Genomic DNA, 11910 nt, shown 5'->3' with positions numbered 1-11910 from the left:
GCGCTTTTTGATAAATGGATTTTGCCTCCGGCGGCTTAAACCCTTCTGCAAAATGGTTTAAGAATCCCAAAACCTTTTATTAAGGCTTCGCCGCAGGGGGTGTGAAAATTATGAAATATATTCGGAGGTATCGTATGAGTTGGATGAAAAAAGTAATTTTTGTGCTTTGTCTGATAATGGCTATGGCTGTTGTTTCCGGTTGCGACAGCGATGACGGTAGTGCTGAGAAACTGGGCAAAAAGTTTGATCAGGCTATGGAAGATGCCAAAGATAAGATGGATGACATGAGCGATCAGGCTAAGGACGCCTACGAGGACGCCAAAGACAAGGCCAAGGAAGCTATGGATAATTAGTCTTCGCTTGTTGAGTTAGTTAATTTGCGATTTAAACCGCCGGGCTGTTTGGTTCGGTGGTTTTCTTTTGCGCAGGGTATGAAAATTGACTTGTGCTTGGTTCAGTGCTTCATTGAGTCTTTCGAATAACCGTACCCTTTGGAGGAAATAAAAATGGCTGAATATACATACGAAAGTCTGGAAGCACTGCTCAAAGAAAAGCTCGGCGATGCAATGCCCGAGGGGGCCATGGAAGATATTCACGAGGCTCTTAAGATTACCGAGAAGATGGAAGAAGAGGGCTGGAAATTTCAGCTGGAAGATTTAAGCCGGGGCAGCATGACTGAAACCGATTGGCGTGCAACTCTCATCAAAGATGGGAAAGAATTCTCAGGGCAGAGTGATCATGCGGCTTTGGCTGTTTGTGTTGCTGTGGCGGATGCGATTGTGGGGTAGGTTTGGTGGAGAATCAATCTTTTGCGCAGATAGTGGTGTTTTATGGTTTTTTTTGTAGGGTTGTGAAGAGTACTTTTTCAGGTTAATGCTCAGCTGTTAATTGTTAAATTTTAATGCATGGTTTGAAGCGCAATGAAGAAGCAGAAAGATATTTTTTTAGAAGGCGAAGGTGATGCATGGTGTCACAGGAATGTTGCTCCTGAAAGACCTTTGCTGGTTGATCGTAAGTTGAAAGAATTGCTAACCGAAGTGTCTCCTTCAAATGTTTTGGAAGTGGGATGTGGTTCTTGCTATAGATTAAACTTTTTGTCTCAGAGTTTTCCCGAGTGTTCATTTTACGGCATCGATCCATCTCTTGATGCAAAAAATTATGGAAACAGCTCACTTACATTGACTCAGGGCACAGCTGATGATCTGCCTTATGAGTCTGGGAAATTTGATGTAGTTGTTTTTGGGTTCTGCCTGTATCTTTGTGATGTTGAGGATTACTTCAAGATTGCCTATGAAGCCGACAGGGTTTTAGCTGACGGAGGTTTTTTGGTCATAATCGATTTTGAGCCGCCTTTTCCTTACCAGAATCCTTATTCACATAAAGATGGAATTTATAGCACTAAGGTTTCTTTTAGAAGTATGTTCGAATGGCATCCATCTTTTAGTTTGGTCAGTTTAACCCCGTTTTCCCATCGTATGGAGGCGTATGACGCTGAGCCTAACGAGCGTGTTTCAATTAGCGTTTTGCATAAGAAGCATGCTTTGAATATGCCGATAGCACCCTTTTAGTCGTTAAGTTTTAATTTTATGAGCCAGCCTCAAACGAGGCTGGCTTTTTTTGAGTCCTTCATAGCTACCAGAAGCGTTCTTGTTTATTCTTCCTGAGAATAGTTCATAAGTAAAAATCCCCCCGGAACGACCGTTCCGGGGGGATTTTGAATTTTTAGCTATTCGAATCAGCTACTAGAACTGTTTCTTCATCAGCTCGGCGAAGTTAGCGGCGGTGAAGCCGTATTTTTCTGCCAGCTGACCTGCGGGTGCGGATGCGCCGAAGTGGTCGATGCCGAGTACTGCTCCGTCCATGCCCACGTATTTGTACCAGCCTTCGGGGCGGCCTGCTTCTGCTGCCACGCGGGTGCGTACGTTGGGATCAAGTACGGAATCCTTGTATTCCTGATCCTGCTCTTCGAAGATTTCCACAGAGGGCATGGAGACCACGCGGATCTTTTTGCCTTCAATCATGGAAGCGGCTTCGATAGCCATGGAGACTTCAGAACCAGCTGCGATAGCGATCATGTCCGGGGTGCCTTCGCAATCTTTTACGATGTAACCGCCGCGCTTAACCCCTTCTTCTACCTGCGGGTACTCATCTTTACCGAGGACGGGCAGTCCCTGACGGGTGAGCATGAGGGAGGACGGACGTTTGTCCTCGGCCATGGCGATTTTGAGGCAGGCTGCAGTTTCGCGTGCATCTGCGGGACGAAGCACCAGCATGTTCGGGATGAGGCGCAGGGATGCTACGTGCTCGATGGGCTGGTGGGTGGGGCCGTCTTCACCTACGTAGAAAGAATCGTGGGTGTAGATGTAGATGACCGGCAGGTGCTGCAGTGCAGACATGCGCATACCGTTACGGCAGTAGTCGGAGAAGGTCAGGAAGGTTGCGCCGAAGGGGATTACGCCGCCGTGCAGAGCCATACCGTTGAGGATAACGGACATGGGGAATTCACGGACACCGAAAGCGAGGTTACGTGCGGTTTTGCCGTCGATTGCAAAGTCACCAACCTTTTTGCGGAAGTTCGCAGTCTGGTTGGAGGGATCGAGGTCCGCAGAACCACCCACGAGAGTGGGCAGAGCGTCGGTGATGGCGTCGAGGCAAGCGCCCCATGCCTTACGGGTGGCAATGGACTGACCTGCTTCGAATTCAGGCAGTTCGAGCTTGATCTCGCCGCGAGGGGTGTTGGCCTGTGCCCAGAAAGCAGCGATAGCTTCGTCAGCAGCGAGTGCTGCGTCGGATTTCTCTTTCCACTGGGCGGCCAGTGCTTTGAGATCGGGGAAACGAGCCTGAAAATGTTCAACAACATCTTCGGGTACGTAGAAAGTTTCTTTTTCAGGAAGACCGAAGCACTTCTTGGTTGCTTCGATTTCTTCGTGGGAAAGCGGAGAACCGTGGGTAGAGTGGCTGCCTTCGCAGGTAGCGGCACCTTTCGCCATTACGGTTTTACCGATGATCAGGGTCGGGCGTCCGGTTTCAGCCTGACCAGCTTTCACTGCTTCGCGGATAGCTTCGTGGTCGTGACCATCGATTTCCACAACGTGCCAGCACATGGCTTCGAAAACTTTTTTGAAGTCAGTGCAGTCGCACTTGCTGGTGGGGCCTGCGAGCTGGATGTCGTTTGAATCGTAGTAAACGATGAGTTTGCCAAGTCCCCAGAGTCCGGCGAGGGTAGCAGCACCGAGTGCTACAGGCTCCTGAAAGTCGCCGTCGGAGGAGAGAACGTAGGTGTAGTGGTCTACAACGTCATCGTTGGTATTGGCGTTGAGGAAAGCTTCAGCGGTAGCCATACCTACACCGACGCAGAAACCCTGACCGAGTGGGCCGGAAGTGGCTTCAACGCCGGGGGTCATGTCGTGTTCGGGGTGGCCGGGGGTGATGGAATCCAGCTGGCGGAACTGCTTGAGGTCTTCGATGGTCAGGAATCCGCAGAGGTGCAGGATGGAGTAGAGCAGCGGGGATTCGTGACCTGCAGCCATTACGAAACGGTCACGGTCAGCCCACTCGGGATTGCTGGGATCGAATTTAAGGAAGTCCTTGTACAGGACGTATGCAAAGTCCGCGGAAGACATGGAACCGCCGGGGTGGCCGGAATTGGCCTTGCGGATGGAGTCCATGATCAAACCTTTTACAACGTTGACCGCTTTCTGGTCCAACTGGTTGTTACTCATTTTTGAGTCCCCTATTAAGTGATGATATTTTATTCAGCATTCAAGCTAGAAGCCTAAGCTCCCCACTTCCCTGGAGAATGCTGTCTAATGTTATAAATTAAAGAATCCCGCCTGCAATTATGCTGACGGGATTTCTACTATTTATCGAAAAGATTGATTCTGCGCAGGTGCCGATCACCTTCAAACTCGGAAGTCATGAAGGCGCGGATGATTTCTTCTGCCAGTCCGGGCCCGATCACTCGTTCACCGAGGCAGAGAATGTTCGCGTTGTTGTGCGCACGGGCCATCTTGGCCATGTACTCATTGGTACACATGGCAGCGCGGATGCCCTTGATTTTATTAGCAGCCATGGACATTCCCAGTCCGGTTCCGCAGATCAGGATGCCGGGAATCTTTTCCCCGGTTACCAACTCGGCCACTTTTTCGGCGTAAACAGGATAGTCGCAGCTGACAGCTTCTTCAGGTCCGGCATCAATTACATCATAGCCCATGTCGCTGAGCAGTTTGATGGCGAATGCTTTGAGGGTGAAGCCCCCGTGGTCCGAACCGATTACAACTTTACCGGCCATATCCAGATCTCCCGCGCAGGATGTGTAGAAAACAGCCATAAGCACAACAAAAAAACAGTTCTGTCGAGATCTTTCCCGCAGAACTATGTTTATCAGGCCGTGCTCAACTCTGTTTGTAACACCCTGTACTTTTGGTTTATTTGGAATCAACCGCGGATTCAAAGTGGTGGTGGGGGGAGGATTCGAACCTCCGAAGGCGTTGCCGACAGATTTACAGTCTGTTCCCTTTGGCCACTCGGGAACCCCACCACTCTATATGAAACCGATACCGGTTAGATATCCATTTTTCGTTCATTGTCGCGATATTTTACATCGCGCTTGGCAGCCTGCTCTTTTTCAAGCCTGCTGATTTCATCTTTGAAAAATTCGATCTGCTTTTTACACAGTTCTGCGTTCCCGTCAACATCTTCTGTGGTCAGTTTTCCAAGAAGCGCGTATTCTTTCTCAAGACGTTTTTTCAACTGGCAGACTTCGAAGTTTCCAAGCAATCTGGAAACGATTCCTTTCATCTCCGCCAGCCAGACATCGAGACCTAGTTTAAAGTTTTCAAGAAGTCCACTACTTTTTTCATTAGAATTAAAATCCTGCCCGCTCATACTTCCCTCCGTTATGAAAAGCTTAACTTTTTAATCGATTCTGACATACCCGTTCTGGTCAAGACGGATTTCCTTGGACCCCCCGGGCAGCTTGAGCTCAAGCGCCTTTGCCTGCCACGGTTTTGCCGTGAAGGTCCGGGACTTTATACGCAGCAGGGCCTTATCTCCCAGTTCTGTGTATACGGCGATTTTGTTTGGCAGCAGTTTGCCTGAACTATCCTCTTCATATGAAGACAACTCCATGCGCCATGGAATTTCGCCCCGTCCCGATATTTCTACCGGGTTTCCCTGTTCCGTCAGCACGATTGAACTGACGGGTCCGTTGTCAAAGGTAAAACGCAGGTTCCCGTTTTCAGGAGCTGCGGTGTCGTATGATTTTGGTATCAGGTTGGGATAACAGCCGGAGATGAGTCCTGCAAGGTCTTTCAGGGAGAAGGGAAAAGGCAGGCCCAGTATTTGGACTGCGCGGACCGGAGAAGAATGAGAGTATGCTGTTTTCTGGTCAGGGTAGAACGCTGTCAGTCCTGAATTATCTTCGCGGATATGGGCGATGTAGGCCCCGATACCAGCACGCACATCCAGTCGCAGGGGGGATGCATAATCACCCCAGAGTGACATTGTGGTGCGGTGTCCTGATCCTTTTGAAGTATAGTAGAGGCTGGCCTTGGCCCGGAGGCCTGTGGCGTTGCAATTGCCATAGGCACTGCGGAAGGTATTGTAGATGTTTTCGGTGTTGCCATTAAATGCGGAACGGTGGGTGCATCCGCCGAGTGCAATAAGCAGGACCAGCAGAATCAGGGCCATGCGGCCGGAGCTGGAAATCATAGTTCTTCCAATTTCCTGCGGATCTGATCAGCGTTTTTCGGATTCAGTTCCAGAGCCTTGCGGTAGCCCTTGGCTGCGGATTTTTCCTTGCCCAGTGCGGAGGCGATATCTCCGTAATGATCCCAGAGTTCTGACTGCTCGGGTCTTAAGGATACGGCCCGCTTGATTATCTTCCAAGCTTCTTCAAAGTTGCCCATGCGGTAGTTGACCCAGGCCAGTGAGTCGAGGATGTAGCCGTTGTCCGGCTCCAGTCTGTTGGCTCTGCTGATCAGGACCATGGCCCGGTCGAGCTGTTCATTGCGGTCTGCAAGGATATAACCCACGAAATTGAGTGCATCGGCATGGTCCGGGAAGCTGGAGATGATCTGTTCCATGTATTTCAGGGTCTGGTCCAGATTGCCTGCCTGTTCTTCCATAACTCCGAGCTGGAAAAGAAGCTGCGGATGGCCGGGAACATTTGTATTGCCGCGCAGCAGGGCATCCTTGGCGGCTTTGCTGTCGCCGGCTTCTGAGTGTAATCCTGCTTCCAAAAGATAGAAATTGACTGCCTCAGGGAACTTTTCCTCACCTTTTCTGATGACTTCAAGTGCTTCCTTGTTGCGTTTCAGATCCATGAGCAGGTGAGCCCTGAATTGCAGGCTGCGGTCATAATGTTCGCTTTGTGAAGAAATTTTATTCAGATAACCCAGAGCCTTGGCCGGATCATCTTCCCCTTCATAGGCTATGGATGCCTTGAAGAAATAGTAGGAGTCGGGGATGGTTTTCTGCTGGGCAAAAAGATCCAGCAGGATGGAAGCCTGCCCATAGAATTTACCGCTGATGAATAGCTGGGCCGCTTCCAGTAGAAATGCTTTGTTGCGGGGACCTTCAATGGCCAGCTGTAATGCCCGTTCAGGATTATTAAGCTTAAGGCAGAGTTCCATTAGCCGCAGCCGGATATGATTGGATACATCCGGGAACTCGAGCATCTTGGTGTAGATTTGTTCCGCGGAATCGTAATCCTTTTCCAGCTCATGCATGTAGGCCAGTTCGCCCCATGCTTCAATGAAATCCGGTTTGGCCTCAACTGCTCTGTTCAGACTGCGGATGGCCTGACGGGTAAGCCCCAGTCCGGCGCTTGCTTTGGCGTGCAAATAATGAATCTGCGCGGTCCGCTTATCCTTGGGGATGACCTTGAGGATATCAAGGGCCTGCGCGAATTTTTTCTGTTCAAGGTAGATGCGGGCCAGATGTCCGGTGACTACCAGATCGTCCGGTTTCTTGAGCAGGTATTCCTTGAGCACGGCTTCGGCATCAGCATTACGGTTGTCCACCAGATAGGTGTTGGCAAGGCTGATATTGAGGTCCCGGCTGTCGGGGTATTTGGCAAGAGCCTCCTTGAGGGTGGCTCTTGCTTCATCAATCTGCTGTGAAGTCCAATATAGGGCGAACTTATCCAGATAAAGCTTTTCCTGCGGCTCAACTGCAATGATCCGGTTTAAAACGGTCAAAGCTTCCTTTTGCAGCTTGGCAACTTCGTTGATTTTCTGGGGAGTTTTCAGTCCGCTCATGGCTTGTCCCAGCCGGGTGCGGTAATCCATGTAGACCAGATAATCGTATGTTAACTGCGCTTCCGGGCTCAGCGGGAGCTGAAACTCGGGTTGGGCAGTGTTCTTAGTTGCACAGCCCTGCAGCATGAGCAGGACCAGAAGGGCTGTTACAGCAACAGCCTTCAGCGGGCAGCGTGATGAGCCGGTAGTTTGTATCATAAAAGCCTTTCAGGTTCTTCCTGGGGGAGGTATTTGGGATCTTTGGAGTATTCGACCAGCTTTTCGTAGATTGCGGAGCCGATGTTAATGCCCTGTGCGATCATTTCCGGTCCGTATTCCTTTCCGGTTTCAGTACGGAAGGTGGATTCAATGGACTTGATTATCTCCAGTCCCTTGGGGAATTTTTCAATGATTTCTTCAACTGTCCAGTCTTCGTAATCACAGATTTCCCAGAGGGTGGTGGAGAAGTTGTCCGGTCCCCAGCGGAATTTGTCCGCGTCATAAAGAGCACCACTTAAGAGAGCCAGCTCTGGATCGTTCTCAATGGGCTTTTCCGGTTTGAAGGCTTCATGACGGGCAATTGACTCGGCAATGAGTTCTTTGCTGCGCTCGGAAAGGGGATAATTGTTGAGGATCACCTTTGAAGTTTCAGAACCGCGGATGGCGTGGTTTTCATCAAGGCGGCAGCAGTCGTGGAGCAGGCCGCCGAATTGGGCCAGCAGGACCAGCTCGCGGACGCGGTCACCGTCCATGTCATCTCCCTCTTTAAGGATGATGGCTCCGGCTTCGATGGCTACCTTTTTGGAATGGTAGATGCCGTGGGCATATTCATCATAAAGAAAGGGCAGGACATCTTCCTGCAACCTGATGATCAGCGGGTGATCAAAAAACATGTCCCTTGCAAATTCTATCTGGGTTTCCAGGTCACGATAAAAAACCGGTACAGGCAGGGCCGAAGCCATAGCCTTTGCTTCTTTCTTAAGATCGGTAAGCAGCTTATTCATTTTCAGGTATCCAGTCCTGTGAAAAGTCTTTAACTGATTCAGCCAGATGTTCCCTCAATTTTTTTAGCAGTCTTGCTTCAATCTGGCGAACTCTTTCCCTCGTTACCCCGAACTCTTCACCGATCTCCCGCAGTGTTCTGGGGGAATCGGAGAGAAGGCGGTCGTTCAGGATTACTTGTTCCTTTTCGTTGAGATTTGGAACAATTGTCCTGAGCTGGTCAAGCAGTAATGTGGAAATCTCCTTGTTGGCAAGGGTTTCTTCGACCCCGGGGCCAAGATCAGGCAGAAAATCCATGCGTGTGGCCTCGGAGTCCTCACCGAACTTGAGGTTCAGGGAGAGATCGTTCTTGGCCAGACGCTGGTCCATTTCAGTAATTTCCTCTTCGCTGACATTCAGTTTTTTTGAAAGCTCGGAGGTGGTCGGATCAAAGCCGAGAGCCTGTAATCTCTGGCGTTCCTTGTTCAAGTTGTAAAAAAGTTTGCGCTGGGTCTGGGTGGTTCCGATTTTAACCATGCGCCAGTTATCCATAATATATTTCAGGATATAGGCCTTAATCCAGAAGGCTGCATAGTATGAAAATTTGATTCCCTTATCGGGATCAAATTTGTTTACGGCCTTCATCAGGCCCACGTTGCCTTCCTGAATAAGGTCGAGCACATTCTGCATCCAGCGGCGCTGGAAGTCCATGGCGATCTTAACCACCAGCCTGAGATGTGAGGATACAAGCCTGAAGGCCGCCTGCTGGTCTCCATTTTCCTGTACCTGTTTGGCAAGCTGGAATTCTTCATCCGGCTCCAGCAGGGGAAAGCGGCTGATTTCCTGCAGATACAAGTGAAGAGGGTCCTTGGTAGCGACTTCGCCCTTGGCTCGCGGCGTAGGCAGGAAGTCGTCCTTGGGTGGTACTTTTACCTCTTCATTTTCAACAGGTTCAAGCTCTAAGGGTTCTTCTTTTGATGACATTGCCCGGTTTATATTTCCCTGTTCGAGTGAAATTATTTGAATATTTTATTGTAAACAAAAGTTCTTATCTGTAACTTGTAAGGGTATAGTTTTTATTTGTCCTTTTCAATGTTTTTAAGTAGAAGCGTTTTTTTACCCATTATACCTTCCTTTCAAAAGATACACGACAAGAATTCATTAAAAAGCAAACCAGATAATCAGCTTTTCTGCTGATATTTAAATTTAAATGTGGAGCGTTTGACATGCCTGATTTTCGCAAAGCCCTCAGTGACGATAAAATATACTTCTTTGACGGTGGTTACGGAACATTTTTGCAGAGCCGCGGCCTGCCCGCAGGCATGTCACCCGAGATGTGGGGACTGGAACGTCCGGATGTAATCAAATCCGTACATAAAGATTATGTTGATGCCGGAGCCAATGTGCTGACCACCAACACCTTCGGCGGCAGCAGGCCCAAGCTCGGCGCTGACGTGGATGTCATCGGCTTGAACCGCGAAATGGCTCTCATTGCCCGTTCTGTTGCCGGGGATAATGTTTTTGTCGGCGGTAGTGTCGGACCCACCGGACATTTTGTTCAGCCATTGGGTGAAATGACTTTCAAAGAGATGGTCGAGATTTACAAAGAACAGATTACCGGCCTTGTAGAAGGTGGCGTTGACCTGATCCTCGGTGAAACCCACTTTGATCTTGCTGAAGCACGGGCTGTGGTTATTGCCGCCCGTGAAGTCTGTGACCTGCCCGTGGCCCTGTCCATGACCTTTGAATCCCCGGCCGCCTGCCTGACCGGAACACCTCCGGCTACTTTTATCGATACCATGCAGAACATGGGTGTTGAACTCATGGGAACCAACTGTTCCGCCGGACCAGAGCAGATTCTGGAAGTGCTGGAAAACATGCAACCCCGCCTTTCCTCTCCCCTGCTGGTGGAGGCCAATGCCGGGCTGCCCGAGTTGGATGAGAACCGCAACACTGTTTTCCGCCTCCAGCCCGAACCTTTTGCCGAACAGTCCGCCAAGTTTGTGGACGTTGGTGCTAAATTTATCGGCGGTTGCTGTGGAACCGGACCGGACCATATTCGTGCCCTGCGCAACGCAGTAGACGGTGCCAAGTGGAAACGTCCCCTGCCGCAGGAAGATTGCCAGATGGTGCTGACCTCCCGTGCTCAGTCCGTTAAGATCGGTTTTGAACAGCGCGGTGTCATCATCGGTGAGCGCATCAACCCCACCGGGAAGAAGCAGCTTATCGCAGAACTCCAGAAAGGGCAGTTCACCGAAGCTATGAAATTTGCCGAAGAGCAGATTGCTGTAGGTGCTCCGGTTCTGGACGTAAACGTTGGCGCGCCCATGGTTGACGAAGTCGAAACTCTGCCTGCTCTGGTCAAGGAAATTTTCGCCCAGCATTCCGTTCCGCTTTCCATTGATTCCACTAACGCTGATGCGGTTGAAGCGGCCCTTTGGGAATACCCCGGCTCTCCGTTGGTCAATTCCATCAGTGGTGAACCCGGACGTATGGAGCGCCTTGGCCCCCTGTGCAAGAAGTTCGGTGCGCCGTTTATCCTGCTTCCTATTGTAGGAAGTAAGCTGCCCATCACCTGTGAAGAAAAGGTGGAGGTTGTTTCCGAGCTGCTCAGGCAGGCCGATGAAATCGGTATTCCGCGCAGGTTGATCATGGTCGATGCGCTGGCTCTGACTGTATCCTCCAAGCCCATGGCTGCCCGCCATTGTCTTGATTTCATCAAGTACTGCCGTGAAGAATGGAATCTGCCCACAGTGCTGGGTCTCTCCAATATTTCTTTCGGTCTTCCGGCTCGCGAACTGCTCAACTCCAGCTTCCTGACCCTTTGTCAGGGGCAGGGCATGGCTGCGTTTATCTCCAACCCCAATTCGGTGCGTCTGCGTGAAGCACTCTACGCCAACGAAGTTATGCTCTGCCGCGACCCGCAGGCTGAGCAGTATATTGAGCGTTATGCTGATTGGACACCTTCCGGCGACGGCGGACATACCGGTGCAGCTGGAGGCAAGAAAGATGAAAAAAACGGCGCGGACAACCTTTTTGATGCAGTAGTAAAAGGCGACCGCGGTTCCATCGTCGCCCTTGTGGAGCGTGACCTTGAAGGCGGACGCGCACCTTTTGAAATGGTCAACGAAGATCTCATTCCGGCGATCATGGAAGTTGGTGAAAAATACGAGCGCAAGGAATACTTCCTGCCCCAGCTCCTGCAGTCCGCTGAAACCCTGCAGAAGGGTTTTGAAAAGCTTAAGCCATTGCTTGAAGCTTCCGGTGATGTGGAGGAAAAAGCTACCATCATCATGGCAACCGTTGAAGGGGATATTCATGACATTGGTAAGAACATTGTCTGTCTGATGCTCAAGAACCACGGCTACAATGTAATTGATCTCGGCAAGGATGTTCCCGCTGAGACTATTGTTGATGCTGCTGAAGAGCATGAGGCCAAGATTGTAGGCCTTTCCGCACTGATGACCACCACTATGATCCGCATGGAAGACACTATCAATCTGATTAAAGAACGTAACCTCGACATCAAGGTCATGATCGGCGGTGCGGTAATTACCGGCGGGTTTTGTGAATCCATCGGCGCTGACGGCTGGTCCACCGATGCCGTGGCTGCCGTAAAGGTCGCCAAGAACCTGTTGCAGTAAGGCAGGGTGCGGATTTTTGAATTATTCCATGGAATCTGCTAGTG

11 protein-coding genes and 1 tRNA gene are annotated in these 11910 nt (G+C 50.4%); 4 read left to right on the top strand and 8 right to left on the bottom strand.

Features of this window, described 5'->3' with window-relative positions:
• Nucleotides 1-134 precede the first annotated feature (134 nt).
• The 3 genes from ACO05Z_RS19285 to ACO05Z_RS19275 all read left to right on the top strand — a co-directional run bounded on the left by ACO05Z_RS19285 (nt 135) and on the right by ACO05Z_RS19275 (nt 1568).
• Nucleotides 135-353 carry a YtxH domain-containing protein gene (locus tag ACO05Z_RS19285; RefSeq protein ID WP_421903817.1) on the top strand — a complete coding sequence of 73 codons (219 nt, stop codon included), beginning with the start codon at nt 135-137 and terminating at the stop codon, nt 351-353.
• A 153-nt stretch (nt 354-506) separates the two neighbouring features.
• Nucleotides 507-788, top strand: a complete 282-nt coding sequence (locus ACO05Z_RS19280) for a BC1872 family protein (protein ID WP_421903816.1) — start codon at nt 507-509, stop codon at nt 786-788.
• A 132-nt stretch (nt 789-920) separates the two neighbouring features.
• Nucleotides 921-1568 (top strand): class I SAM-dependent methyltransferase, encoded by a 648-nt coding sequence (locus tag ACO05Z_RS19275; protein WP_421903815.1) that lies wholly within the window; start codon nt 921-923, stop codon nt 1566-1568.
• Between the two features lie 174 nt (nt 1569-1742).
• On the opposite strand, the gene tkt is transcribed toward ACO05Z_RS19275, so the two are convergent.
• The 8 genes from tkt to ACO05Z_RS19235 all read right to left on the bottom strand — a co-directional run bounded on the left by tkt (nt 1743) and on the right by ACO05Z_RS19235 (nt 9206).
• Complete coding sequence (tkt, locus tag ACO05Z_RS19270) at nt 1743-3722, bottom strand: transketolase (RefSeq protein ID WP_421903814.1); 1980 nt, start codon at nt 3720-3722, stop codon at nt 1743-1745.
• Nucleotides 3723-3859: 137 nt separating this feature from the next.
• Nucleotides 3860-4291 carry a ribose 5-phosphate isomerase B gene (gene rpiB / locus ACO05Z_RS19265; protein WP_421903813.1) on the bottom strand — a complete coding sequence of 144 codons (432 nt, stop codon included), beginning with the start codon at nt 4289-4291 and terminating at the stop codon, nt 3860-3862.
• A 164-nt stretch (nt 4292-4455) separates the two neighbouring features.
• Nucleotides 4456-4540: transfer RNA gene (locus tag ACO05Z_RS19260), tRNA-Tyr, on the bottom strand.
• Between the two features lie 23 nt (nt 4541-4563).
• Nucleotides 4564-4887, bottom strand: a complete 324-nt coding sequence (locus tag ACO05Z_RS19255; RefSeq protein WP_421903812.1) for a hypothetical protein — start codon at nt 4885-4887, stop codon at nt 4564-4566.
• A gap of 30 nt (nt 4888-4917) precedes the next feature.
• Nucleotides 4918-5712 (bottom strand): hypothetical protein, encoded by a 795-nt coding sequence (locus tag ACO05Z_RS19250; protein WP_421903811.1) that lies wholly within the window; start codon nt 5710-5712, stop codon nt 4918-4920.
• On the bottom strand, nt 5709-7460 hold the full coding sequence (locus ACO05Z_RS19245; RefSeq protein WP_421903810.1) for a tetratricopeptide repeat protein: 1752 nt from the start codon (nt 7458-7460) through the stop codon (nt 5709-5711). The genes ACO05Z_RS19250 and ACO05Z_RS19245 overlap by 4 nt, the downstream gene beginning before the upstream one ends.
• Complete coding sequence (locus ACO05Z_RS19240; RefSeq protein ID WP_421903809.1) at nt 7457-8245, bottom strand: hypothetical protein; 789 nt, start codon at nt 8243-8245, stop codon at nt 7457-7459. The genes ACO05Z_RS19245 and ACO05Z_RS19240 overlap by 4 nt, the downstream gene beginning before the upstream one ends.
• Nucleotides 8238-9206 (bottom strand): sigma-70 family RNA polymerase sigma factor, encoded by a 969-nt coding sequence (locus ACO05Z_RS19235; RefSeq protein ID WP_421903808.1) that lies wholly within the window; start codon nt 9204-9206, stop codon nt 8238-8240. The genes ACO05Z_RS19240 and ACO05Z_RS19235 overlap by 8 nt, the downstream gene beginning before the upstream one ends.
• Before the next feature lie 242 nt (nt 9207-9448).
• Between ACO05Z_RS19235 and ACO05Z_RS19230 the strand changes: the two genes are divergently transcribed.
• Nucleotides 9449-11866 (top strand): homocysteine S-methyltransferase family protein, encoded by a 2418-nt coding sequence (locus ACO05Z_RS19230; protein ID WP_421903807.1) that lies wholly within the window; start codon nt 9449-9451, stop codon nt 11864-11866.
• The last annotated feature ends 44 nt before the right edge of the window (nt 11867-11910 follow it).

The sequence above is a fragment of the Maridesulfovibrio sp. genome (genome assembly GCF_965230075.1).
In the GTDB taxonomy this organism is placed as follows: Bacteria; Desulfobacterota; Desulfovibrionia; order Desulfovibrionales; family Desulfovibrionaceae; genus Maridesulfovibrio.
This window is presented reverse-complemented; position numbering and strand designations above follow the sequence as displayed.

Coding starts and splice junctions, on each gene's coding strand:
- ACO05Z_RS19285 (WP_421903817.1), top strand. CDS start 135: ATGAGTTGGATGAAAAAAGTAATTTTTGTGCTTTGTCTGATAATGGCT.
- ACO05Z_RS19280 (WP_421903816.1), top strand. CDS start 507: ATGGCTGAATATACATACGAAAGTCTGGAAGCACTGCTCAAAGAAAAG.
- ACO05Z_RS19275 (WP_421903815.1), top strand. CDS start 921: ATGAAGAAGCAGAAAGATATTTTTTTAGAAGGCGAAGGTGATGCATGG.
- tkt (WP_421903814.1), bottom strand. CDS start 3,722: ATGAGTAACAACCAGTTGGACCAGAAAGCGGTCAACGTTGTAAAAGGT.
- rpiB (WP_421903813.1), bottom strand. CDS start 4,291: ATGGCCGGTAAAGTTGTAATCGGTTCGGACCACGGGGGCTTCACCCTC.
- ACO05Z_RS19255 (WP_421903812.1), bottom strand. CDS start 4,887: ATGAGCGGGCAGGATTTTAATTCTAATGAAAAAAGTAGTGGACTTCTT.
- ACO05Z_RS19250 (WP_421903811.1), bottom strand. CDS start 5,712: ATGATTTCCAGCTCCGGCCGCATGGCCCTGATTCTGCTGGTCCTGCTT.
- ACO05Z_RS19245 (WP_421903810.1), bottom strand. CDS start 7,460: ATGATACAAACTACCGGCTCATCACGCTGCCCGCTGAAGGCTGTTGCT.
- ACO05Z_RS19240 (WP_421903809.1), bottom strand. CDS start 8,245: ATGAATAAGCTGCTTACCGATCTTAAGAAAGAAGCAAAGGCTATGGCT.
- ACO05Z_RS19235 (WP_421903808.1), bottom strand. CDS start 9,206: ATGTCATCAAAAGAAGAACCCTTAGAGCTTGAACCTGTTGAAAATGAA.
- ACO05Z_RS19230 (WP_421903807.1), top strand. CDS start 9,449: ATGCCTGATTTTCGCAAAGCCCTCAGTGACGATAAAATATACTTCTTT.